General features: G+C 60.1%; 26 protein-coding genes. 8 read left to right on the top strand and 18 right to left on the bottom strand.

Translation table 11 applies throughout. The annotated features are described in order from the left end of the window. Position 1: 1 nt before the first annotated feature. Positions 2-322, bottom strand: a complete 321-nt coding sequence (locus QQJ98_RS05955) for a DUF1330 domain-containing protein (protein ID WP_284324407.1) — start codon at positions 320-322, stop codon at positions 2-4. 127 nt (positions 323-449) lie between these two features. Here QQJ98_RS05955 and QQJ98_RS05950 point away from each other — a divergent pair, with 127 nt between their 5' ends. After that, positions 450-902, top strand: a complete 453-nt coding sequence (locus QQJ98_RS05950) for an Lrp/AsnC family transcriptional regulator (RefSeq protein WP_284324406.1) — start codon at positions 450-452, stop codon at positions 900-902. A gap of 6 nt (positions 903-908) precedes the next feature. Here QQJ98_RS05950 and QQJ98_RS05945 read toward each other — a convergent pair whose 3' ends face one another. From QQJ98_RS05945 to QQJ98_RS05925, 5 genes are all read right to left on the bottom strand, one after another. Then, entirely contained in the window at positions 909-1,493 is a 585-nt protein-coding gene (locus QQJ98_RS05945) for a DNA-3-methyladenine glycosylase (protein WP_284324405.1), read from the bottom strand. 9 nt (positions 1,494-1,502) lie between these two features. Further along, positions 1,503-2,216 (bottom strand): pirin family protein, encoded by a 714-nt coding sequence (locus QQJ98_RS05940; RefSeq protein WP_284324404.1) that lies wholly within the window; start codon positions 2,214-2,216, stop codon positions 1,503-1,505. Between the two features lie 125 nt (positions 2,217-2,341). Then, the gene (locus QQJ98_RS05935) at positions 2,342-3,100 is read right to left on the bottom strand and encodes a molybdopterin-binding protein (RefSeq protein ID WP_284324403.1); all 759 of its coding nucleotides are present in this window, start codon (positions 3,098-3,100) and stop codon (positions 2,342-2,344) included. Next, entirely contained in the window at positions 3,097-3,939 is an 843-nt protein-coding gene (locus QQJ98_RS05930) for a cytochrome b/b6 domain-containing protein (RefSeq protein ID WP_284324402.1), read from the bottom strand. The genes QQJ98_RS05935 and QQJ98_RS05930 overlap by 4 nt, the downstream gene beginning before the upstream one ends. A 64-nt stretch (positions 3,940-4,003) precedes the next feature. Continuing rightward, entirely contained in the window at positions 4,004-4,342 is a 339-nt protein-coding gene (locus tag QQJ98_RS05925) for a hypothetical protein (protein ID WP_284324401.1), read from the bottom strand. Between the two features lie 241 nt (positions 4,343-4,583). Between QQJ98_RS05925 and QQJ98_RS05920 the strand changes: the two genes are divergently transcribed. Then, the gene (locus QQJ98_RS05920; RefSeq protein ID WP_284324400.1) at positions 4,584-5,249 is read left to right on the top strand and encodes a peroxiredoxin-like family protein; all 666 of its coding nucleotides are present in this window, start codon (positions 4,584-4,586) and stop codon (positions 5,247-5,249) included. On the opposite strand, the gene QQJ98_RS05915 is transcribed toward QQJ98_RS05920, so the two are convergent. The 4 genes from QQJ98_RS05915 to msrB all read right to left on the bottom strand — a co-directional run bounded on the left by QQJ98_RS05915 (position 5,189) and on the right by msrB (position 8,895). After that, positions 5,189-6,181, bottom strand: a complete 993-nt coding sequence (locus tag QQJ98_RS05915) for a LysR family transcriptional regulator (RefSeq protein ID WP_284324399.1) — start codon at positions 6,179-6,181, stop codon at positions 5,189-5,191. The two genes, QQJ98_RS05920 and QQJ98_RS05915, sit on opposite strands and share 61 nt — an antisense overlap. 83 nt (positions 6,182-6,264) lie before the next feature. Next, positions 6,265-6,996: a peptide-methionine (S)-S-oxide reductase MsrA gene (gene msrA, locus QQJ98_RS05910; protein WP_284324398.1), complete on the bottom strand. Its 732-nt coding sequence runs from the start codon at positions 6,994-6,996 to the stop codon at positions 6,265-6,267. Positions 6,997-7,090: 94 nt separating this feature from the next. After that, a complete protein-coding gene (locus QQJ98_RS05905; RefSeq protein ID WP_284324397.1) occupies positions 7,091-8,374 on the bottom strand; it encodes a cytochrome c biogenesis protein DipZ in 1,284 nt (427 codons plus the stop codon). Positions 8,375-8,418: 44 nt separating this feature from the next. Next, the gene (msrB, locus tag QQJ98_RS05900; RefSeq protein WP_284324396.1) at positions 8,419-8,895 is read right to left on the bottom strand and encodes a peptide-methionine (R)-S-oxide reductase MsrB; all 477 of its coding nucleotides are present in this window, start codon (positions 8,893-8,895) and stop codon (positions 8,419-8,421) included. 225 nt (positions 8,896-9,120) lie between these two features. Between msrB and QQJ98_RS05895 the strand changes: the two genes are divergently transcribed. Further along, positions 9,121-9,672 carry a sigma-70 family RNA polymerase sigma factor gene (locus QQJ98_RS05895; RefSeq protein ID WP_284324395.1) on the top strand — a complete coding sequence of 184 codons (552 nt, stop codon included), beginning with the start codon at positions 9,121-9,123 and terminating at the stop codon, positions 9,670-9,672. Further along, complete coding sequence (locus tag QQJ98_RS05890; protein WP_284324394.1) at positions 9,669-10,307, top strand: NrsF family protein; 639 nt, start codon at positions 9,669-9,671, stop codon at positions 10,305-10,307. The genes QQJ98_RS05895 and QQJ98_RS05890 overlap by 4 nt, the downstream gene beginning before the upstream one ends. 28 nt (positions 10,308-10,335) lie before the next feature. Here the strand turns inward: QQJ98_RS05890 and QQJ98_RS05885 are convergent, their stop codons facing one another. The 6 genes from QQJ98_RS05885 to QQJ98_RS05860 form a co-directional block, all read right to left on the bottom strand. Next, on the bottom strand, positions 10,336-11,334 hold the full coding sequence (locus QQJ98_RS05885) for an ABC transporter ATP-binding protein (protein WP_284324393.1): 999 nt from the start codon (positions 11,332-11,334) through the stop codon (positions 10,336-10,338). Between the two features lie 9 nt (positions 11,335-11,343). Continuing rightward, complete coding sequence (locus tag QQJ98_RS05880) at positions 11,344-12,366, bottom strand: Gfo/Idh/MocA family protein (protein WP_284324392.1); 1,023 nt, start codon at positions 12,364-12,366, stop codon at positions 11,344-11,346. After that, complete coding sequence (locus QQJ98_RS05875; RefSeq protein ID WP_284324391.1) at positions 12,363-13,199, bottom strand: carbohydrate ABC transporter permease; 837 nt, start codon at positions 13,197-13,199, stop codon at positions 12,363-12,365. The genes QQJ98_RS05880 and QQJ98_RS05875 overlap by 4 nt, the downstream gene beginning before the upstream one ends. A 9-nt stretch (positions 13,200-13,208) precedes the next feature. Continuing rightward, positions 13,209-14,123, bottom strand: coding sequence for a carbohydrate ABC transporter permease (locus QQJ98_RS05870; protein WP_284324390.1), 915 nt, complete (start codon positions 14,121-14,123; stop codon positions 13,209-13,211). A gap of 72 nt (positions 14,124-14,195) precedes the next feature. Further along, entirely contained in the window at positions 14,196-15,455 is a 1,260-nt protein-coding gene (locus QQJ98_RS05865; RefSeq protein WP_284324608.1) for an ABC transporter substrate-binding protein, read from the bottom strand. 80 nt (positions 15,456-15,535) lie between these two features. Next, positions 15,536-16,432 (bottom strand): N-acetylmuramic acid 6-phosphate etherase, encoded by an 897-nt coding sequence (locus QQJ98_RS05860; RefSeq protein WP_284324389.1) that lies wholly within the window; start codon positions 16,430-16,432, stop codon positions 15,536-15,538. Positions 16,433-16,601: 169 nt separating this feature from the next. Between QQJ98_RS05860 and QQJ98_RS05855 the strand changes: the two genes are divergently transcribed. From QQJ98_RS05855 to nagA, 4 genes are read left to right on the top strand one after another with little or no spacing between them, the layout of a single operon-like run. Continuing rightward, a complete protein-coding gene (locus QQJ98_RS05855; RefSeq protein WP_284324388.1) occupies positions 16,602-17,459 on the top strand; it encodes a glucosamine kinase nucleotide-binding domain-containing protein in 858 nt (285 codons plus the stop codon). Beyond that, positions 17,456-18,226: a GntR family transcriptional regulator gene (locus QQJ98_RS05850; RefSeq protein WP_284324387.1), complete on the top strand. Its 771-nt coding sequence runs from the start codon at positions 17,456-17,458 to the stop codon at positions 18,224-18,226. The genes QQJ98_RS05855 and QQJ98_RS05850 overlap by 4 nt, the downstream gene beginning before the upstream one ends. An 11-nt stretch (positions 18,227-18,237) precedes the next feature. Beyond that, the gene (locus QQJ98_RS05845; protein ID WP_431307798.1) at positions 18,238-19,248 is read left to right on the top strand and encodes an SIS domain-containing protein; all 1,011 of its coding nucleotides are present in this window, start codon (positions 18,238-18,240) and stop codon (positions 19,246-19,248) included. Beyond that, positions 19,245-20,399 carry an N-acetylglucosamine-6-phosphate deacetylase gene (gene nagA / locus QQJ98_RS05840; RefSeq protein ID WP_284324385.1) on the top strand — a complete coding sequence of 385 codons (1,155 nt, stop codon included), beginning with the start codon at positions 19,245-19,247 and terminating at the stop codon, positions 20,397-20,399. The genes QQJ98_RS05845 and nagA overlap by 4 nt, the downstream gene beginning before the upstream one ends. 46 nt (positions 20,400-20,445) lie before the next feature. On the opposite strand, the gene dnaJ is transcribed toward nagA, so the two are convergent. Together dnaJ and dnaK are read right to left on the bottom strand one after the other, a co-directional pair. After that, positions 20,446-21,594, bottom strand: coding sequence for a molecular chaperone DnaJ (dnaJ, locus tag QQJ98_RS05835; RefSeq protein ID WP_284324384.1), 1,149 nt, complete (start codon positions 21,592-21,594; stop codon positions 20,446-20,448). Between the two features lie 71 nt (positions 21,595-21,665). Then, positions 21,666-23,573 carry a molecular chaperone DnaK gene (dnaK, locus tag QQJ98_RS05830; protein ID WP_284324383.1) on the bottom strand — a complete coding sequence of 636 codons (1,908 nt, stop codon included), beginning with the start codon at positions 23,571-23,573 and terminating at the stop codon, positions 21,666-21,668. Between the last annotated feature and the right edge of the window lie 68 nt (positions 23,574-23,641).

Genomic DNA, 23,641 nt, shown 5'->3' with positions numbered 1-23,641 from the left:
GCTACACCTTTGGGTCGGGATTGACGGTGTTGCCATCGCCCGCTTGCAGGCACATCCGCCCCTTGGAAGCGAGGCGGCGGAAAGCGGACGCGCTTTGGTAATCGGCGTCATTGTACCAAGCCAGCGCTGTGGTCTTGTCGGCAAATTCAAGGATTACCATGCGCTCGGTAAATTCCGGGCTGCCTTCGACGGTTTCGACCGGATCGCCACGGGTGAGGAATTTTCCGCCGTAGCGCGCCAGAGTGGCGGGGGTAAGGGCGGTGTATTTGCGGTAGGTTTCGGGATCGTGGACGGTCATGGTGCAAATGAAATAGGCGGGCATGTTGGGTTCTCCGTTATCGCGCTATGGTAGCGGCGAGTTTGCGCGATAAGGCTGCAAAGGCGGTCGATTGCGCTTTGCTTTGTGGAGGTATTCTCTAAGGTTTGGCAAAACCGTAGGGATTTTCGCTATGCTGATGCTTGATTCCATTGACCATCGCATTCTGGACGTGCTGCGGCGCGATGGGCGGATTTCGATGCTGGATTTGGCCGATCAGGTCGGTCTGTCGCCAACGCCGTGCGGGCGGCGGGTGAAGCGGCTGGAGGATGCCGGGATCATCAGCGGTTATGCGGCGCAGATTGATCCGGTGGCACTGGGGCTGAATGTCAGCGTGCTGGTGTCGGTGCGGCTGGCGCGGCATGGCACCGAGGGCACAGAGCAATTTCTTTCGGCGGTCGCCAAGCGGCCTGAGATCACCGAATGTCTGCTGGTAACGGGGAATATTGATTACATGCTGCGGATCTGGGTGCGCGATATTGATGCGCTTGGTACCTTTATCCGCGATGTGCTGCAGTCTATTCCGTCGGTGGTGGAAACCACGACAATGGTGATCTTGAAGCAGGATATTCAACTCCGTCGGTGATTTCGCTTAGAATTTCTTGCTCAGCCACGGGCTGCCCGCGATGCCCCACCGCCAAGGCAGATCGATGGCGCGGCTGATGCCGATGCGACGGCCTTGCTGGAGGTTGGTTGTGGGCAAGATGGGGGCGATCAGGCGCAGGTCGTCAAAGTCCGCGCCGTCTGCAAAGCCCGCCCTTTCAACAAAACGCTGACCGTCGTGCTGGTCGGTGATCGCCAAGGCTTGCGTCAGCTTGCCGGGGCCAGAGCAGAGCGCGCGATCCAGCGTGGTGCCGCGCCGTTGCCGCATGATTTCTAGCCCGGTCAGCGGTTGCAGGGCGCGGATCAGCACTGCGTGGCCCGGCGCGCAGACCACATTGACGCACCAATGCAGCCCATAGGATCGGTAGACATAGGCATGACCGGGCGGGCCAAACATCGCGCGATTGCGTCGCGTTGGCCCGGAAAAGCTGTGCGAGGCTGCATCATCGGGCGCGTAGGCCTCGGTTTCAACGATGCAGCCTGCGGTGCTGCCCAAGGCCAGTTGATAGCCCAGCAGTTCAGGGGCCACTTCTGCGGCCGGGCGGTCGAAAAAGCTGGAGGCAATGGCGGGCATTTGACGGTGCTAGGGGGTGCTTGGGGGATAGGGCAAAAGCGAGGGCATGGTAAACACCAGTGCCGCGCCGTCGCTGGCCCAATCCAGCACCGTGCCTTCATCGGCTGGAATTTCCAGCCCGTCGCCTGCGCTAAGGCGCTCGGTTTCGGCAAAGGCCATGCCGTCAAGCAGATGCACGAAGCGGTGGCTGCCGGGGGTGTTCAGCGCGGTCTGGTCATGCTCGGACGCATGCACCAGCCGCAGCGTGGTCGATGAGCGCAGGTGCAGCAGGGCGCCCGAGGTTGCGGGACCGGCAAGCAGGATATCTCCCTGTTCTGGCACCGAAACTTGTGCATAGCTTGGCTCGCCACCGGGGGTGTCGGGCAGCAGCCAGATCTGCACAAAATGCGCGGTTTCCTGCTCTGATGCGTTGAATTCGGAATGTGTCACGCCGCGCCCGGCTGACATCAGCTGCGCCTGTCTGGCGGCGATCAGCGAGATATTGCCCTGATCATCCTCATGGCGCAGCTGGCCTTTCAGCACATAGGTCAGAATATCCATATCCTGATGGCGATGCGGTGCAAAACCTGCGCCGGGGATCACGCTATCGTCGTTCAGCACCCGCAGATTGCCAAAGCCCATGCGGTTGGGGTCGTTGAAGCTGCCGAAGGAAAAGGTGTGAAAGCTGTCAAGCCAACCAGAGCGGGTGTGACCACGGATGGCTTTTTGATGAATTGTGATCATGGCGGGCCCCTTGCCTTTAGGATGCAGCAAGTGCCACCCTGCGCGTAAAGCGTGCCGGGCTGCAATCGGGTTTCCCCGCACATCTTCTCTGCGTGGGCCGCTAGACGGGCGGTTGGTGGCGGGCGTCAGATGCCAGCATACCAATCATAGCCGATCTGATCTTCCCAATAGCCACCTTTACCAAGGCCGATATTGGCAAGGGTGGCGGTGGCTTCGATCCGCATAATGTATTTAGCCTGTTTGTAGCCCAGCTGCCGTTCCACCCGCAGGCGCAAAGGCGCGCCGTGGCCGACCGACAGTGGTTGATCATTCATCGTATGGGCCAGCATGGTCTGCGGGTGGAAAGCGTCCACCAGATCAATGCTTTCGTAATACGCATTGCCGCTGAAATCATCGGCGCAATGGAGCACCAGATAGCGTGCCGTGGGCAGCAGCTTGACTTGCGTCAGCAGGGCTGCAAGCGGAACACCTGTCCATTTGCCAATCGCGCTCCAGCCTTCGACGCAATCGTGGCGGGTGATCTGGGCGCGGGCGGGCATGGCTTTCAACGCTGCAAGCGAGAAGGCCTGCGGTGCTGCAACCAGCCCATCGACCTGCAAGCGCCAGTTGGCAAAGCTGGTTTCCATGTGGCGCTGATACTCTGCCGAGGCGGGCATGGTGTTGCCATTGGTGCGAAAATCGGGCGACAGATCGGCCTCGGTAAACTCGGGCGCAAGAGCGTTGCGGCCGATCAGGCGGTGGGTTTGGTAGGCGAGCTTCTCGCCCGATGCCAGCACCAGATCGCGGAAGCTCGGGCTTAGCACAAGGCCGCCAGTGGTGCCGATGATGGTGGAGAAACCAAGCCCGGTCAGTATGGAACGGCGGGTCAGCAGCGGGGCCATCATTTATCCTCCTTGGGCAGACGGTAGCGCCCGGTGATCATCGAGCGGATCTCATTGATCGGTCCGGCCAGCACAACCATCAGCAGATGCACGATAACAAAGGCCACGATGCCCAGCATGAAGATGAAATGCAGCGAGCGGGCGGATTGGCGGCCACCGAACACATCAAGCAGCCAAGGGAAAGTGGCGTTCAGGCTGGGCGACATGGTGAAGCCGGTCAGGATAATGCCGGGGATCAGCACCAGAAGCACTGAGAGATACGCGAATTTCTGTAGGATGTTGTAATGACGCGCGGCCTCACCCTTTGGGAATTGCAGCTTGGCGTGGTGTTTGATGTCGGCCCAGATATGGGCGGGGCGGGCCTGTTCGGCGGTTGGCAACAGGTCGCGTTGCAAATGACGGTTGATCAGGCTGCGGATCAGATAGGCGGTGATGCCAAGTGCGAACACCCAAGCAAAGGTCAGGTGCCAGCGCCGCGCCAGCGCAAGGTTATAGCTGCCGGGCAGGGTTGCCCAAGATGGAAAGGCGCGGTTGCGTACCTGGCCGCTGCTTTCGGTCCAACGACCCAGAACGCCAGTGGTATCCACCGTCACGGAACCTACGCGCAGAAAGCCTGTTTCGCCTTGGGTCGCGCCGATTTGCAGCCAAGCGTAATCCGGGTTGGCCCCATATTTGCCCCAATACAGCCGGGGATGGGCGTTGAAGATCATCAACCCGCTCATCAGCATGATCACGATGGTGATGACATTTGTCCAATGCCAAAGCCGCGTCGACAAACGGTGCCGATCCACCAGATCGCCGCCTTTGGGGGCTTGTATCGCCATCGGTTCGGGGCTGTGCATCTGATGGTCCTGCTTGGTTAAAGGGGCGGGGCGGGCACCGAAGGGTTTCGGTGCCCGCAGTAGATCACATTTTGGGGTGCATCGCTTCGGATACCATCATGTCGGGATGCTCTTTGCAGGTTTTGACCAAGGCGGCCATTTTATCTTCGGGCGACATCGCCATAGCGTCGCCCGCCATCGCATCGCCTGAGGCCATCGCGTCACCGGAAGCCATTGCATCGCCTGCCATCGCATCCCCTGCCATGGCGTCGCCGGCCATTTTGGCTTCGTCCATCGCCATCATCATGCCGTTGGAATCCATCGCGGAGAAAGCGCTGCAGGCGATGTCTTTGGCCATCGTTTCAGCAAAAGCTGGGGCGGTGATGGTGGTGGACAGGGCGAGGGCGATCAGAAAACGGTTCATCAGAAATCTCCAATTTGGGGCGGGCAGCGCCGGTATTGGCAGCAGGCCCGGAGTGGTGCACCGATCCTGTTGTGGACCGATTACGTTAAAGGTGACCGATGTTCGTCTGGATATAAAATGCCACCTGCCTATGTTTTCGATGCCTGCTGGCTATGAATTGGCACGGGCCATGCTTTGCGTGCATGAAACACATGCGGATTGCGGTCTTTCGCGGACGGCGGATTTGCGGAATGATCGCGGGATGGAAAATTCTGCGGATCATATCGTGCGGCTGGCGGCTTGTCGGGATCAACCGGGGGCAAGTTTGGGCACGGATGCCGCTGGCTATGAGGCACTGATCGAGCGGTTGCGGGCGTCGGATGCGATGGCGGGTGCGCCTGCGCTGGGCGATGTTGCCGCTGATTTTGCGCTGCCCGATCCAAAGGGGCGGTTGCAGCGTCTGACTGATCTGTTGGCCGAGGGGCCAGCGGTGCTGAGCTTCAACCGCGGCAGTTGGTGCCCGTTTTGCGCAGAGGAGGTGCGGGCGTGGTCAGAAAACCGCGATGCGCTGATTGCGGCAGGCGGGCGACTGATCATTGTCACGCCCGAGACTGGCGGGCGATTGGCTGGATTGGCGCAGATTGCGGGGCAGGGGGTGACTGTGCTGTGCGACCCCGATCTGGGCGTGGCACTTCGCTATGGTTTGGCATTTCCGGTGGGGCTGTCGGTGTTGCAGCAATATCGCCGCGATGGGTTTGATTTGGCACAGGCGTATGGATGCGCGACTGGTCTGTTGCCGACACCTGCGACCTTTGTGCTTGACGGAGCCAGACAGGTGCATTTCGCCTTTGTCGAGCCGGATTTTCGTCAGCGCGCAGCACCTGCGGCAGTGCTAAGCGCGCTGTACGGCCTGACAAGGCGCAGCTGATCGGGCAGCGCGGTTTCAGACTGCGTGGTTTCAGGGCATGGCTGATCCGATTGCCAGTTGCATGCGCGGGCGGCGCGCAGAAAGGCATCAGCGGCACGGCCTCGACGCCTGCCTGACACTGCAGCCATCACCACATTTTGGTGCAGGGGATGGTCTTTGATCGCAAGGGTTTTGATGCCAGGGGCGGTGGTGCCCAAAGGCACGATCGCATGGCCCAGACCCAAAGCCACCAGTCGCAGGATCTGATTGCGGCAGGCGGCGCGGTGGCGAAACAGTGGTGCCAAGCCAAGGCTGGCGGCGGCATTGCGCAAAAGTGCGGTGCCTGCATCTTCGCTGTCGATCCAAGGCTCGGCTGCCAGTTCCGCGATGGAAATGGCGGGAGCGCGCGCATGCCTGTGATCGGCGCGGATCGCGACGCCGTAGGGCTGGGTGAACAGCGGCCAAGTTTCCAGCCGATCATGCGGTTGATCGGGCAAGGCGGTGATCAGCAGATCTGTGTTGCCTTTCAACGCGAGATCGAGCAGGTGCGCAGCACTGCCGTTGCGCAGATCCAGTGTCAACGCTGGCAGGCTGTGCGACAACGCGGCCAGAATCTCGTCCAACATCGGCAGGTGCAGACCGTCGGCCACGCCGATCACCAAGGGCGTCACCTCGGCCCGACCGATGCTGCTGGCGAGCGAGGTCGCGGCCTCTGCGGCTTCGTAGGTTTGTTCAAGGTGCGGCAGCACCATGCGGCCCAGTTCGGTCAGATGCGTCAGCGCGCGTTCCCGGTTGAACAGAAAGCCGCCAAATTCATCCTCAAGCTTTTGAATAGCGCGGGTCAGCGAAGGCTGGGTGACATTACATTGATCTGCGGCGCGGGTGAAATTCAGCGTCCGCGTCACGGCCAGAAAGTATTTGATCTGGTGCATTTCCATCGGGATACCGGCCATCTGCGCTGAATTTCGGGATTTGTCTGCACCACGGCGCCAGAGGGAGGGCGGCACCGTGGTTCAGGCGTTGCGGGCGCTGGGCGCTAGTTCATCACCAGCACGGGCTTTTTGCGGTAATCATCCGGGAACATCACCTTCAGGTCTGCGACCTTTGGCAGATCATTGATGACGATATAGGGATAGGTCGGGTTCTGGGTCAGAAAATCCTGATGGTAGTCTTCGGCGACGAAGAATTTCGCCTGCGGTTCAATCGTGGTGACGATAGCGGCGGGGAACACTTTGGCTGCGTTCAGCTGGGCGATATAAGCTTTGGTGATTTTGGCTTGCGCCGCATTGGTTGGGAAAATCGCGGTGCGGTATTGCGTGCCGTGATCGGGCCCCTGATAGTTCAGCGTGGTCGGATCGGCGACGACCGAAAAGAAGATGTGCAGCAGATCGCCGTAGCTGACTTTCGACGGGTCATAGACGATTTTCACCGCCTCGGCATGGCCAGTGCTGCCTGCGCTGACACTTTCATAATTGGGGCTTCCATCTGCGCCGCCCGTATAGCCCGAGGTGGCGCTGATCACACCATCGACATGCTGGAACACGCCTTGCACGCCCCAAAAGCAGCCACCCGCAAAGATTGCGGTCTGGGTGCCAGTGCTGGCGGGTTGATCCAGCGCCGGGGCGGGGATCAGGACGCCCTCACCCGCAAAGCTGGCGGTGGTGGGCAGCAGTATCGCGCCACCCCCAAGCAAGGCGATCAGGGCCAGTGCTGTGGTCAATCTGCGGCGGGGCGCTGTGGGTTCCGGCGAAGTGAAGGTCTGTTGCATGGCGTTGCCTTTCAGGAAACGTGGATGGGTATGAATTACAGGTAGCGCGGGATGGGTCAGATCAAATCAGCGGGCCGTGGATCAGGCTTTGGCGTTACGGCGCGGCCGCATCACGTTCGGCAAGCAGGTGCTGGATCACTTGTTCGGACTTGTCATAAGCGCCTTCGCCAAAGTGGTGGAAGCGCACCTGGCCCTCGGCATCAATGAAATACAGCGCGGGCCAGTAGCGGTTGTTGAACTGACGCCAAATGGTAAAGTTGTTGTCCAGTGCCACGGGAAAGTTGATGCCAAGATCGACTATGGCTTTCTGGACGTTTTCGGGGTCTTTCTCGTAGGCGAATTCGGGGGAGTGGACGCCGATGACAACCAGCCCCTGATCGGCATATTTCGCGGCCCATTCTTTGACATGCGGCAAAGCGTTCAGGCAATTGATGCAGCCAAAGGTCCAGAAATCGACCAGCACCACCTTGCCTTTCAGCTGGGCCATTGTCAGCGGATCAGAGTTCAGCCACTGCACGGCACCTTTCAGATTGGGCTTTGTCGGCTCTACCGGCAGGGTCAGGTTGATGTTTTGAAGCTTTGGCGCGTTTTGCAGTAATGGGCTATCCGTGGCAGGTGCCGACATCGGTTCAGCGGTCAACGCGGCAGGATTGATCACGCGATCCAGCAGGCTTTGCTCTAGGCCGGCTGTGCTGGCAAATGATGCCCGCGCCAGAAAGCGGGTATCGACACCAAGGCCGATGGCTGCGACCGCCAGAATGACGGCGGCCCCCAGCCCGCGGCGCAACCACTCCGCCGTGCCAAGCGATTGTTTCATCGCGCGCAGTACCCGCCCGCCCACCAGCAAAGCCAGGGCAAGTGAGGTGGCAGCGCCCAAAGCATAGCTTAACAGCAGCAGGCTGGTGGCAAGGTTTGCGCCATTCAAGGCGGCTCCGGTCAAAATCAGGCCAAGCATCGGACCAGCGCAAGGCGCCCAAAGCAGGCCCGTCGCTACCCCCAGCACCAGCGACCCCGCAACCACCGAGCCGCCTTTTTGCGTGCTGCTGTTGGCGCTTGCTGTCAGCTTTGCCCCCAGCGCGACGACCGGGCGCGACAACCGCTGCGACAGGGCCGGAAACAGCAATGCCGCGCCAAATGCCGCCATCGCCACCAAGGCGGCGGCCCGGCCATACTGGTTGGTCTTGACCGCCCAATCGCCACTGACGGCGGCAAGCGAGGCGATGGCGGCAAAGCTGATCGCCATGCCAAGCAGCATTGGCAGCGTGCTTTTCGCAAAGCTTTGCCCGGCTTTGGCAAAGACAAAGGGCAGAACCGGCAGGATGCAGGGGCTTGCGATGGTCAACATGCCACCGAGAAAGCTAAGCAAAAGCAGTAACATGTTGCTGTCCTTATTGGGGTGAAGTGCTTGGAGGGCCCGCAAGATCAGGCTGGATGAAATGTCATGGCGACGCCGTCCATGCAGTAGCGCAGGCCGGTTGGCTGGGGCCCATCGTTGAAAACATGGCCAAGATGGCCACCGCAGCGGCTGCAATGCACCTCGGTGCGGGTGTCGGACAGCGTGGCGTCCGTCTTGGTGCCAACTGCGTTTTTCAGAGGCTGCCAGAAGCTGGGCCAGCCGGTGCCGCTGTCATATTTGGTCGCTGAGTCATAAAGCGGCAAGGCGCAGCCAGCGCAGGCGAAGGTGCCCTTGCGGTGTTCCTTCAACAATGGGCTGCTGAAGGCACGCTCGGTGCCTTCTTGCCGCAGCACTTGGTATTGCGCCGGGGTCAGCAGGGCGCGCCATTCCGCATCTGTATGCGTGACGGCAAAGCCGGTTTTTGCGTGGGCTGGCAGGCCGAACGGCACAGCGGCGGCCCCAAGGATAAGGCTGGTCAGAACAGAGCGGCGTGAGAGTTGCATGGGCGGTGTCCTTGCTGGTTGGCTTCTTGGTGTGTCCATTCGCAGGGGGGCGGCCGTGTGTTACGCGGCTCACGCTTTGGTGTTCAGAAAATTGTGGGGCGACATACGGGCAAGCGTCACAAAATCGGGGATCGCGAAAATGTGCAGCGATGGCGTCATTGCCAAAAATCGCCTATCGCTTGTAACAATCCACCCCAAAGCCGCGAAGGGACAAAGGACGTGCATGTGACCGAAGATGCTTTGGCCACGCTGTTGTTGGCGGCGAATGTCGATGACAGGCAAGCCTACGCCCAGTTTTTGCGGGCGGTTACCCCTATAATCCGGGGCATTGTGCGCGCGCGCAGCCGCAGCCTTGCCCCTGACCAACACGAGGATATTGTGCAGGACGTTCTGCTTGCCATTCACCGCAAACGCCAGACTTGGGATCCGGGCCAGCCGGTGCGACCTTGGTTGTATGCGATCACCCGCTATAAAATCATCGACGCTTACCGCAAGCGTGGTGTGGCGGTGCATCTGCCGATCGAGGATTATGCTGATGTGTTGGCCGCCGAGCAGGCCGCCGATCCTCTGGCGGCGCGTGATGACCGGGCCGAGGTGGATCACCTGTTGGGGCAGCTTGACCCTCGCTCGGCCGAGGTGGTGCGCGCGTTGGTGCTTCGGGACGAGGCGCAGGCCGATGTCAGTGCGCGGTTGCAGATCAGCCCCGGAAATCTGCGGGTGATGTTGCACCGGTCGATGAAACGGATGGCCCAGTTGGGCCGCAGGGGCGAACCATGAGCAAGACCGACGATCTGATCATCCAGCTTTCGGGCAGCCCGGTGCGTGCGCCGCTGCGGCAAAGACGGTTGGCGGCGATTGCGACCCTGGCAATGCTGGTGCCGGTTGCGCTTTTTCTGGCTGAGTTCGGCATGCGGCGCGGCTTGATGTCGGCTTGGTCGAACCCGGTGGTTATACTGAAAACCCTGCTGCCGCTGGGCATCTGCGGGCTTTCGCTGGTGCTGTTGTTGCGGCTGATCCGGCCCGAGGCGCGGATTGGCCGTGCGGGCTATGGCTATGCGGCCCCGGTGGCGGTGGCACTGCTGCTGTGGGCGGGCGCGTTCATTTCGCGCGCGCCGCAGGCCCGCTTTGCCGAGGTTGGGACGTTTTCGTTAACGGAGTGTCTCGGCTCGATCCTGATGCTGTCGATTGTGCCGTTGGTGGGGTTGTTGATGCTGGCGCGGCAAGGGGCCAGCACCGCGCCGCAGCTGTCGGGGGCTTTGGTAGGGCTGACTGCCGCCAGCGGCGTCACCGCGGGCTATTCGCTGTTTTGCACCCGCGACAACCCGCTGTTTTTCGTGACGTGGTATGGCGTTGCCATACTGATCGTCACCGTGGTCGGCGCAATTGTCGGGCGGCGCGTGTTGCAGTGGTAGCGCCGCCAGACGGTGGCGGCGCATATATCTAGCGCAGCCGCTGCCCGTTTGCGTCGAAATGGAAGGCGCGGCTGGCGTCTGGGGTGATGTGGACGGCTTCACCGACATTGAAATTATGTTCGCCAAACAGCCGCACGGTCAGCAGGCCCTGCGCTTCGGCATTGACGTAAACCAAAGTCTCACCACCCAGCTTTTCGACATGCGACACTGTGCCGGGCATCTGCCCCGCCTCGCGGGACAAGGCCAGATGTTCAGGCCGCACGCCCATTGTGTCAGACCGCATCCCCAAGGCCCCCGCCTTCAGGAAGTTCATCTGCGGCGAGCCGATAAAGCCCGCAACAAAGGTATTCGCCGGATCATTATACAGCTCCATCGGGGCGCCGACCTGTTCCACCCGGCCTGCGCGCAGAACCACGATCCGGTCGGCAAGGGTCATCGCCTCGATCTGATCATGGGTCACATAGATCATCGTGGCGGCAAGGTCGCGGTGCAAGCGCGCGATCTCAATGCGCGTGGCGACTCGCAAGGCGGCGTCAAGGTTGGACAAAGGCTCGTCGAACAGGAACAGTTTTGGCGTGCGCACGATGGCGCGACCGATGGCGACGCGCTGGCGCTGCCCGCCAGACAGCTCTGCCGGGCGACGATCCAGCAGCGGCCCAAGCGACAGCATATCTGCGGCGCGATCCGTGGCTTTGGTGATGTCGGGCTTGGACACACCCGCCTGTTTCAGGGCCAGCCCCATATTGTCGCGCACGGTCAGATGCGGATAAAGCGCGTAGGATTGGAACACCATTGCCAGTTCGCGCTTGGCGGGGGCGACTTCGTTCACCCGTTTGCCGTCAATGGCGATTTCGCCGCCTGTGCAATCTTCCAGCCCGGCAATCATTCGCAACAAGGTGGATTTGCCGCAGCCTGATGGACCGACAAACACGCAGAACTCGCCATCTTCGACCTGCAGATCGACGCCTTTGATCACATCGGTGGTGCCGAAGGATTTCGTTACATTGCTTAATGTCAGCGCACCCATCGCAGGCTCCTAAAGTTTCACAGGCTGGCCGGACCGCACGCTTTCATCCGCCGCAAGGCAGATGGCCAGCGATTGAACCGCGTCTTGCATATGTCGGGTCAGATCAAGGTTTTCGGTGATGGCGCGGGCAACATAGGCTTGCTCGCGGTCGCACAGCTGTTGATGGCCGGGTTCATCCGCCATCGAAATATCGGTATCGCCCGAGGCCACTTTATGCACCCGCAACAGCGAGGTTTTGGTGTGGGTGTCGATATCATCCGAGCGCGCCGAGTCCGGCATGCGGATCGACACTGCGCCATTCGGGCTGACCACATCTTTGACGAAAAACGCAGTGTCCGACATCATCGGGCCCCAGCCTGCCTCGTACCAGCCGAGGCTGCCATCGGCAAAGATCACCTGAAAATGGCCGTAGTTATACATATCAGCGGCGATTTCATTGGACAGCCGCAGACCCATGCCGCGCACTTCGACCGGCTTTGCATCGGTGATCTGGCACATCACGTCAACATAATGCACGCCGCAATCGACGATCGGCGGCGTGGTCTGCATCAGTGCCTTATGCACATCCCAGGTTGGCCCCGAGGATTGTTGGTTTAGGTTCAGCCGGAACACATAGGGGCCGCCCAAAGCGCGGGCTTCCTCGATCAGGCGGATCCAGCTGGGATGATGGCGCAGAATGTAGCCGACCACCACTTTGCGCCCAGTTTCCAGCGCCTTGGCCTGCACCCGCCGCGCATCGGCAACCGTGGTGGCAAGCGGCTTTTCGACAAAGACATCCGCCCCCGCATCCATCGCGGTGCAGGCGTAATCTGCGTGGCTGTCAGAATAGGTGGCGACGCAGACCAGATTCGGCTTCAGACGGGCCAAAGCCTCGGCATAATCGGCGCTTACCGGATAGGATTGCAGGTCGGCGGGCAGTTTCGGGGTGGATCTATTGACCAGACCCACGATCTGAAACGCCGGATTGTTGTGATAGGCCAAAGCATGGCTAAGCCCCATATTGCCAAGACCTGCGACAAGAACTTTGATCATTTGACGGCTCCTGCAGTGATGCCACGGATCAGTTGCCGTGAGAAAATAAGGTAAAGCACCAGCACCGGAATGATGGCGAGGCTCAGTGCCGCCAGCACAGCATTCCAATTGGTGACGAATTGCCCAATGAAGATTTGAGAGCCAAGGGTGATGGTTTTCACCTCTTCCGCCGGGGCAAGGATCAGCGGGAACCACAGGTCATTCCAGATCGGGATAAGCGAGAATACCGCCACCGTCGCCATCGCAGGCCGGATCAAGGGCAGCACCAGTGTGAAAAAGATGCGGTACTCCGACAGCCCGTCGATGCGGCCTGCGTTTTTAAGATCATCTGAAACTTGCTTCATGAACTCTGACAGGATGAACACCGCTAAGGGCAAGCCCTGCGCAGTATAGACCAGCACCAATGCCGTGCGGGTGTTGACCAGACCGCCCGCCACCATCAGTTGCAAGATCGCAACCGTGCCAAGCCGGATGGGAATCATGATGCCCAAGGCCAGATAAAGTCCGGTCAGCGTGTTGGCCTTGAAGCGGTATTCCGACAGTGCAAACGCCGCCATCGCGCCGAACAACAGCACGAAAAACAGGCTAGAGCATGTGACGATCATCGAGTTCATGAAGTATTGAAAGAAATCACCCTGTTTCAGCACGGTGGCGTAGCCGACCAGATCAAACGTCGTGGGTGTTGGCGGCTCCAATGGGGCGGCAAAGATCGCTTTGCGCGACTTGAAGCTGTTGATCACGATGACAAACACCGGAAACAGCGAGATCAGCGTATAGGCGATCAGTACCGTATGGGCGGCTATGCTGCGCGAAAGCGGGATGCGGGTGGCCATATCTGCCCCTTAAAACTGATAGCGGCGCAGCCGCGTCTGGATGGCAAACAGATAAATGCAGACGCCGATCAGAATGATGCCAAACATCGCCGTCGCAATCGTTGCCCCCATATGCGGATCGCCCAGTTGCAACTGAAAGCCAAAGAAGGTGCGGTACAGGAAAGTGCCCAGAATATCGGTGGCGAAATCCGGCCCGGCCAGCGCGCCTTGGGATACATAGATCAGGTCGAACGCATTGAAATTACCCACGAATGTCAGGATCGAGATAATTCCGATAGAGGGCAGGATCAGCGGCAGTTTGATCTTCCAGAACTGGCTTGATCCGGTAATGCCGTCCATCTCGGCGGCCTCAAGCACCTCTTGCGGGATGTTCAGCAGGGCTGCGTAAATCAGCATCATCGGAATTCCGACAAATTGCCAGACCGACACCAGCGCCAGCGTGGTCAGCGCGTAGGCTTCCTTGCCGAGCCACGGCAAATACAAGGATTTTAACCCGACCCAATCCAACATCCCCGGCGCAATCCCCCAGATCGGCGACAGGATCAGCTTCCACACGAAGCCCACGATCACAAAGCTAAGGATGGCTGGCACGAAAATTGCCGTGCGGTAGAATGCGGCCATGCGCAGCCGCGGGCTGGACAAGATCGCGGCCAGCAGAACCCCGATCGGGTTTTGCACCAGCATATGCACAATGAAAAACCACGCATTGTTGCCAAGCGCGTTCCAGAACGACGCCGACCAACGCGGATCACCAAACAGGGTTTTAAAATTCGCAAGCCCGACAAAAATCCGGTTCTGCCCATCCAGATTATATAGCGACAAGTTCAGCGTGCCGAACAACGGGATGATCATGATCGCAGTATAAACCAGCACCGCAGGCGCCAGAAACACCGGGATATGCCAACGGAATGACTTGGCAGCCATGCGAACCTCCGAGAAATCTAGGGGGGACAAGCGGACGAAAGGCGGCCCCAGATCGGGGCCGCCCAGACGTGATCACTTGGTGGGTTTATACCAGGACGCAAGCCCTGCTTCCAAACGTGCGCCAATGGCTTCTGGCGTCTCAGTGCCTTTGATCGCCGCAGCCGAGGCGTTCCAGGTCTCATTCTCAAGGTTCGGCGTGCCGCGCGACAAGATCTGATAGGTCGAGCGGATCGTCGATTTGCACTTATCGCGCCAGCTGACAAACTCCTGCGCCAGCGGGTCCTTCATCGCAACCGGGGTCGAGTTCAACGAGAAGAACCCGGGCAAAGCGTTGGCATAAAGCGTCGCAAACTCGGGCGAGCCGACCCATTCTAGAAACGCTTTGGCTTCTTCAGGATGCGCGGATTTCGCGTTGATGCCCATGCCGATATCGGTGTGATCCGAGATATAGCACTCATCCCCCGCCTTCACGACTGGCGGCGCGAATGCGCCCATCTTGAAGCCCGCCTGCGCGTTGAAGCCTGCGATCTCCCACGACCCTGCCGGATAGATGGCAGCGCGACCCAAGGTGAACAGGTTCTGGCTGTCAGGATAGGTTTGCGCTTCAAAACCGTCGCCCAGATAATCCTTCCAGCGCGCCAACGTCGCATATGGGGTCACCCAATCCGGGTCGGTCAGTTTTTGCTCGCCTTTGATCAGAGCAAGGCGGCCTTCTTCACCCTTCCAATAGTTCGGGCCAATGTTCTGATAGCCCATCGTCGCGGCTTCCCATTGATCATTGGTGCCCATCGCCATCGGGATATAGGTGCCATCGGCCTTGATCTTGTCGAGGGCCGCAAAGAATTCATCCTCAGTCGTCGGCACCGCGATGCCAAGCGCGTCAAATGCATCCTTGTTGTAGATAAAGCCGTGGATCACCGAGGCCATCGGCATGCAGAAGGTCGCAGCACCGTCGTCGGTCTGCCATGCCGATTTTGCCACCGACGAGAAATTAGCCATCGCTGCAAGCGAGGTCAGATCGGTGATCTGTCCCTTGTTATAAAGATCAAGCGAGGCATCGAACGGGCGGCAGGTGATCAGATCACCGGCAGAGCCTGCATCGAGTTTCGAGTTCAGCACCGCGTTGTATTCTGCTGGGGCAGAGGGCGCGAAGTTGATCTTGATGCCGGGATGGCCTGCCTCAAACGCTGGGATCAGCTGTTCTTGCCAGATCGTCAAATCGTCATTGCGCCAGGATTCGATATTCAGCGTCACATCTTCAGCATGCGCCATGCCTGCCAGCATCGTGCTGGTCAGAAAAGCGATCCGCAGCGTTTTTCCGGTGTTCGTCATGCTAGTCTTGGTCGTGCCAGTGGTTTTTTTATTGGCCGTCATTTTTGTCTCCCTGTTGTCGGGCACTGCGCCCGGTGTCGTTATCTTGCCACTCCATCCGCCAAGGCTGCGGACAAATGCCCGCCGCTGGCCTGTAACCTCGTCTGCGCTTCGGCATGGCTGGCCCCCAAAGCGATCAATATGGCCGGCTTCACCGCGCCACTGGCTGCGTGCAGTGCCGCCGTAGCCGTTTGGCCATCCTGCCCCGACACAGCCGCGACGATGCCCACCGCACGGCCCACCAGCTTGGCATTGTCAGCCACCAGATTGACCATATACCCATCATGCACATGGCCAAGCCGAATTCCGACCAGCACCGACAGCATATTCATCGCAATCTTTTGCGCCGAGGCTGCCGCCATCCGGGTTGATCCGGCAACAAGTTCGGGGCCAGTGTCCAGCAGCACCGGGAAATCGGCCAGATCCAACAGCGCAGACCCTGCCGCATTGGCCAAGCCGATCACTTGCGCACCTTTGGCTTTCGCCCCCTGCGCCACCGCCATCGTATAAGGCGTGGTCCCCGAGGCCGAGACACAGATCACCACATCCCCCGCGCCAATCTGTGCCGCGGCCAGATCAGCGACGGCCAGCGCCGGATCATCCTCAACCGCGCCAGTCAGTTTGATCAGTGCGGCACTGCCGCCGGCAAACAACATCGGCGTGCGATCTGTTGCAATGCCAAAAGTGCCCCACAATTCCAGACAATCCGCCAGCGCCATCAGCCCCGAAGAACCGGCCCCGGCATAGCCCATCTTGCCACCCGATTGCAGCGCCGTCGCCGCCGCGTCGGCAGCAGTCATCAGGGCGGGCAGGATCGGGCGGATGGTGGCAATCGCGGCCAATTGCGCATCCAGCAGCCGAGACAACACCTCTGCCGCCGGGGCAAGATGCAGCCCGGCTGAACTTGGGTGTAACGTCTCGGTCTTGCGATCTGCCATCTGATTCCCTCTTTTCAGAAATAATGCCAAAATAATACCAATTGTAAAGGATCATCTGCATCAACCGCAGTTATCTGCATTTTCATCGGGAAATCGCCAAATTATATGGCAAGCTCAGATACCACTTTCTATTTGGTATTATTTTGGTATCTTATGGGTAAGAGGAATCATGATGCAGCTGTTTCTGGGAATTGACGGGGGCGGAACGGGATGCCGCGCGGCTGTTGCGGGCGGCGATGGCCGGATTATTGCCCGTGCCGAAGCTGGTCCGGCCAACATCGCCTCGGACCCCGATGCAGCTATACGCAATCTTTTGGCGGTCGCAACGGATGCGATGAAGCAGGTTGTCGGTGCGTCGGCCGCCGCCGAATTGCCGCGGTTGCGGGTGGTGATGGGGTTGGCTGGAGCCAATTTTACGCCCAGCGTGGCGCGGTTGCGCGCGGGCCTGCCGTTCACAGCACTGCGGGTCGAAACCGATGCGTTTATCGCGCTGAAAGGCGCTTTGCGTGATGGTGATGGCATTGTCGCCGCTGTTGGCACGGGTTCGGTGTTCGTGCGGCAGTTGGGCGGCGTTGCACATCGCATCGGCGGGCGCGGCTGGGTTTTGGGCGACGAAGGCAGCGGCGCGTGGTTAGGGCGGGCATTGCTGTCGGCCTGCCTGCGTGCGGGTGATGGGCTGGCCGAGATCACACCGCTGCTGAAATCGGTGCGGGCCGAACTTGGCGGCGATGACGGCATCATCAGCTTTGGCTTCAGCGCGCGTGCCGTCGATTTCGCAAATTTCGCTCGCCGTGTTGTGGGCTCGGATGATCCTGCCGCCGGGGCACTGATGGCACAGGCCGAGGCTGACATCGCCCAGTATATCGCCCTTTTGCAGCCGAACCCGGCGGTTCCGGTGGTGTTTCTGGGCGGTATCGGCACGCAGATTGCGCCGCATTTTGCTGACCGCTGGCAGATCGCCCCGGCCTTGGGCAGCGGCGTCGATGGCGCACTTTGGCTGGCATGCCAGATCGGGGTCGAGCCATGAACCAGCTGTTCATCCAAGATGATTTCACCAAATCCGGCATCGGCCCATTGTATCTGCAACTGCACCGCCGCATTGATGACGCGATCACCAGCGGCAAGCTTTGCCCCGGTGACAGTCTGCCTGCAGAACGCGATCTGGCGCTGCTGACCGGGCTGTCACGGGTAACGGTGCGCAAGGCTATTCAGTCACTGGTGGCCTCGGGCGCGCTGGTGCAGCGGCGCGGTTCTGGCACTTTTGTAGCGCAGCCAGTCGTGCGGCTGGAACAAGCGCTGTCGCAGCTGACCTCTTTCACCGATGATATGGCGCGGCGCGGCAGACAGGCACAATCAATCTGGCTGTGCCGCGCCTTATTCTTGCCCGCCCCCGAGGAAATGATGGCGCTGGGGCTTGGCACCGATGACCGCGTCGCCCGGTTAGAACGGGTGCGCTGCACCGATGGCCAGCCGCTGGCGATCGAACGAGCGGCTTTGTCCAGGGCTCTGCTGCCCGACCCAGAGTCTGTCAGCACTTCGCTTTATGCGGTGCTGGATCAGCGCGGCTTGCGCCCGGTGCGCGCGGTGCAGCGGATTTCGGCGGCCAATCTTGGCCAGCGCGATGCCGAATTGCTGGGCGTCAATCAAGGCGCAGCCTGTCTGAAAATAGAGCGGATTTCATATCTGGCGTCGGGGCGTGTGGTCGAGTTTACCCGCTCGATTTACCGTAGCGATGCCTATGATTTTGCCGTTGAACTGAAACTCGCACCCGATGGCGAAAGGAATATAGCGTGACCGACAGCTTTATGGCGCAAGAGGTGGCCGAAATCCCGCAGGCCGCAGCGCGGTTTCTGGCGCAATCTGGCCCTGCAGTGCAGGCCGCAGCGGCGGCGTTGCGCGCCCGCGATCCCGGCCTGATCGTGACGGTGGCGCGGGGGTCGTCTGACCATGCCGCGACTTATCTGAAGTATTGCATCGAGCTTGCGGCGGGGGTGCCGGTCGCCTCGGTCGGGCCATCTATTGCCTCAATCTATGGTGCGAAACTGCGGCTGAATGGCGCCGCCTGTCTGGGTATTTCGCAATCGGGCCGCAGCCCGGATATTGTCGAGATGATGCGCTCTGCCGGAGCTTCTGGCGCCATGACGGTGGCGATTACCAATTTTGCCGACTCGCCCATGGCCGCCAATTCCGACCATTGCCTGCCGTTGCAAGCCGGGGTCGAGCAAAGTGTGGCCGCTACGAAAACTTTTGTCAGCTCGGCCGTGGCGGGGCTTTCGTTGTTGGCCGAATGGCGGCAGGACAACGCCTTACGCGCGGCTGTGACCGATCTGCCCGATTCGTTCGCCCAAGCCTTGTCGCTGGATTGGTCGCCACTGGCGGATCGGCTGTCGCGCGCGCAATCGCTGTATGTGCTGGGGCGTGGCCCGGCCTTTGCTATCGCCAATGAAGCCGCGCTGAAGTTCAAGGAAACCTGCGGTCTGCATGCTGAATCCTATTCGGCAGCAGAGGTGTTGCATGGCCCATCAGCCATCGTGCAGGCGCATTTCCCAGTGTTCGCACTGGGCGTCGAAGATGCCGCCCTGTCGCAATTGATCGCCACCACCGAGCGGCTGGCCAGTCAAGGTGCCGAGGTGTTCTTAACCGGCGCAGCGGTGCCGGGCGCGACCACCCTGCCTTCGGTCGCGGGCCTGCATCCCTTGGTCGCGCCGCTCACGCTGATCGTCGGCTTTTATGGCTTTATCGAGGCTTTGGCCCGCCGTCGTGGCTTTGACCCAGACACACCGCCACATCTGCGCAAAGTCACGGAAACCGTATGAGCGCGGCGATGCTTCCCCGGCAAGTGCTTTCAGGTGCGCAGGTTTTCGATGGGGAGAACCTGCTGAGCGGCCATGTTGTGGTGATAGAGGCGGGCGAAATCGTCGCTGTGCAGCCCGACAGCCCCGATCTGATCGGCGACCGCGTGACACTGTCTGGCGGGACGCTTGCCCCGGCTTTTCTGGATTTGCAGGTCAATGGCGGCGGTGGGCTGATGGTGGATGGCAGCACCGATCTGGCAGCGCTGCAGCGCATCTGTGCCGCGCATATCTCGCTGGGTTGCGCGGGGATCCTGCCGACGCTGATCACCGACACGCCAGCGGCGACGGCACAAGTCATCGCCGCCGGGATTGCCGCCACCCGCGCGAAAACCCCCGGTTTTCTGGGCCTGCATCTAGAAGGCCCGCATCTGGATCCGCGTCGCCACGGCGCGCATGATCCGGCTTTGATCCGACCAATGACGGCGCAGGATGTGGCGCAACTGTGTGCTGCCGCCGCCGCTTTGCCCGCGCTGATGCTGACGCTTGCGCCCGAAAATGCCAGCCCGGCACAGATTGCTGCTTTGACGGCGGCAGGGGTCGTGGTCAGCTTGGGCCACAGCGATTGCAGCTATACCGTCGCCCGTGGCGCAATGGACGCAGGCGCGCATTGCGCCACGCATCTGTTCAACGCGATGAGCCAGATCGGCAACCGCGAGCCCGGTCTGGTTGGCGCTGTCTTGTCGCAAAACCACGCGGCGGGCCTGATCGCAGACGGTATCCATGTCAGCCCGGCGGTGCTGCAAATCGCACTGGCGGCCAAGGCTTCGGGGTTGTTTCTGGTCTCGGATTGCATGGCCTTTGCCGGGTCTGATCTGCAAGAGATCACGCTGAATGGTCGGCTGGTGCGGCGGCATGGCGGGCGTTTGACGTTGCAGGATGGCACTTTGGCCGGAGCTGATCTAAGCCTTGCGCAGGCGGTTCAGGTGATGGTCGAAACCGTCGGTATTGCGCCCGCGCGGGCTTTGGCGATGGCGACGTCGATCCCCGCACAGGTGATTGGTGCATCGGCGCAGCATGGGCATCTGGGGGCAGGGCGGCTGGCTAATCTGGTGCATCTGGATGCAAGCGGCCAGCTTGGCGCAGTCTGGCATCACGGCGCGCGGCACGTCTAGCCCCGTTGATGTAAAGAAATAGGCGGGCATTGCTGCCCGCCTTTATTCAGCTTTTCATTCCATCCCAAAAGCCTTTGACCTTCGAGAAGAACGACGACCCTTCCGGGTTATTGTCGGTCGCCAAAGTGTCAAATTCTCGCAGGATTTCTTTCTGACGCGCGGTCAGATTGACAGGCGTTTCCACCGCCAGTTCGATCACCATATCGCCGGAGCCACCGCCGCGCAAAGCTGGCATCCCCTTGGACCGCAAACGCATCTGCTTGCCGGTTTGCGCGCCCGCAGGCACTTTCACCCGGCTTTTGCCGCCGTCAATGGTGGGCACTTCGATCTCACCCCCCAAGGCCGCGGTGGCCAGCGTGATCGGCACGCGGCAGAACAGATGCACGCTGTCACGCTGGAAGATCGCGTGCTCTTTCATCTCAATAAAGATGTAAAGATCACCGGATGGCCCGCCGCGCATGCCAGCTTCGCCTTCGCCCGCCAAACGGATACGGGTGCCGGTTTCAACGCCCGCCGGGATGTTGACTGACAGCGAACGGTCTTTTTCGACTCGACCATGGCCTGCGCAGGCTTTGCAGGGGTTTTTCACCATTTGCCCTGCGCCGTTACAGGTTGGGCAGGTCCGTTCGACCGTAAAGAAGCCTTGCTGCGCGCGGACTTTGCCCATGCCCGAACAGGTCGGGCAAGTCACAGGTTCTGCGCCGCCTTCGGCCCCGGTGCCGTGGCAAATGTCACAGGTGACAGAGGTGGGCACGTTGATGGTTTTCTGAACGCCCGAAAAGGCTTCTTCCATGCTGACGCGCAGATTGTAGCGCAGGTCAGACCCGCGTTGCGCACGGCTACGCCCGCCGCCACCTCGGCCCCCGGCAAAATTGCCAAACAGATCTTCAAAAACGTCCGAGAAGGCTGAAGCGAAATCGCCATTGCCGCCCGCATAGCCGCCACGCTGCCCGCCGCCGCCCATACCGCCTTCAAAGGCCGCGTGGCCATAGCGATCGTAAGCCGCCTTCTTGTCAGCGTCCTTCATCACCTCATAGGCTTCGTTCAACTCTTTGAACTGGGCTTCGGCGTTGGGATTGTCGGAATTGCGGTCGGGGTGAAGCTCTTTGGCTTTCACCCGGTAGGCCTTCTTCAAATCTTCGGCGGAAGCGCCTTTTGAGGCACCCAAGATGTCGTAATAATCGCGCTTTGCCATTGCAAAACCCCTTCACGGGAACGCGGCAGGGCGGCCCTTAGCTGGGCCGCCCTGTTTTCGTTCCTGGCGGCTTACTTCCGCTTGTTGTTCCCGAGATCCTCGAAGTCTGCGTCAATGATGTCTTCATCCACGCCGCGCTGATCATCCTCATCCTTGCCTTCGGCCTGATCTGCCGAGGCTTTATAGATCGCCTCGCCCAGCTTCATCGCCGCTTCTGTCAGGTTTTGGATGCCGCCTTTGATCTTGCCAGCATTTTCAGACGCCAAGGCATCTTCCAGCGCCGACATGGCCAGTTCGATCACTTCAACTGTCGAAGGATCAACCTTGTCAGAGTGCTCTGCCAGCGAGCGTTTGGTCGAATGTAGCAGGCTTTCGGCCTGATTCTTCGCCTCAACTTGCTCTTTACGCTCTTTGTCAGCCTCGGCATTGGCTTCGGCGTCGCGGACCATTTTCTCGATATCCTCGTCGGACAGACCGCCCGAGGCTTGAATGGTGATCGCTTGCTCTTTGTTGGTGCCTTTGTCTTTGGCTTTCACCGAGACGATGCCGTTGGCGTCGATGTCAAAGGTGACTTCGATCTGCGGCAGACCACGCGGAGCTGGCGGGATCGATTCAAGGTTGAACTGACCCAGCATCTTGTTGTCGGCAGCCATTTCGCGTTCGCCTTGGAACACGCGGATGGTCACAGCGTTCTGGTTGTCTTCGGCAGTCGAGAACACTTGGCTCTTCTTCGTCGGGATCGTGGTGTTGCGGTCGATCAGGCGGGTGAACACGCCACCCAAAGTTTCAATCCCGAGCGACAACGGAGTCACGTCGAGCAGAACCACGTCTTTGACGTCGCCTTGCAGCACGCCAGCTTGGATCGCAGCACCAGCGGCCACAACTTCATCCGGGTTCACACCCTTGTGGGGCTCTTTGCCGAAGAATTTGGTGACTTCTTCCAGAACGCGCGGCATGCGGGTCATACCGCCGACCAGAACCACTTCGTCAATGTCTCCGATCGAGATGCCAGCGTCTTTCAACGCAGCAGCGCAGGGCTTCATCGACTTTTTCACCAGATCATCGACCAAGCTTTCCAGCTTGGCGCGGGTCAGCTTGACCACCAAGTGCAGCGGCTGGCCGGTGTTCTTGTCCATCGAGATGAACGGCTGGTTGATTTCAGTCTGCTGGCTGGACGAAAGCTCGATCTTGGCTTTTTCAGCCGCTTCTTTCAAACGCTGCAGTGCCATCTTGTCCAAGGACAGATCAACGCCATGCTCTTTCTTGAACTCGTCCGCCAAGTAATTGACGATGCGCATGTCGAAGTCTTCACCACCAAGGAAGGTGTCGCCGTTGGTGGATTTCACCTCGAACAAACCGTCGTCGATTTCCAGAATGGTGATGTCGAACGTGCCGCCGCCAAGGTCATACACGGCGATGGTGCGGGCTTCTTTTTTGTCCAGACCGTAGGCCAAAGCGGCTGCGGTCGGCTCGTTGATGATGCGCAGCACTTCAAGCCCAGCAATTTTGCCGGCGTCTTTGGTGGCTTGGCGCTGAGCGTCGTTGAAATAGGCGGGCACGGTGATCACGGCCTGAGTGACGGTTTCACCCAAGTAGCTTTCAGCGGTTTCTTTCATCTTTTGCAGGATGACAGCCGAAACCTGCGCCGGAGAATATTTCTCACCGCGCACTTCAACCCAAGCATCACCATTGCCACCGTTGGTGATCTTGTAAGGCATGTTCTTTTGGTCTTTGACGATCACCGGATCGTCATGACGGCGGCCGATCAAACGCTTGACGGCGAAGATTGTGTTGCTGGCGTTGGTGACAGCCTGCCGCTTGGCAGCTTGGCCAACCAGACGCTCGGTCTCGGTATAAGCGACGATAGACGGCGTGGTGCGCGCGCCTTCAGCGTTTTCGATGATCCGGGGCTGCGAGCCGTCCATGATGGCAACGCAAGAGTTGGTCGTCCCGAGGTCAATCCCAATGACTTTGGCCATGAGGTAGGTCCCTTTCCTTCGGCGATGTTGTGGCACGGAACCCAAGTCGCGGCGTTCCGTCCCGATCC

The organism is Cypionkella aquatica (assembly GCF_030161095.1).
GTDB classification, from domain to species: Bacteria; Pseudomonadota; Alphaproteobacteria; order Rhodobacterales; family Rhodobacteraceae; genus Cypionkella; species Cypionkella aquatica.
The sequence above is the reverse complement of the archived record's forward strand: the minus strand, read 5'-3'. Positions and strand labels throughout refer to the sequence as shown.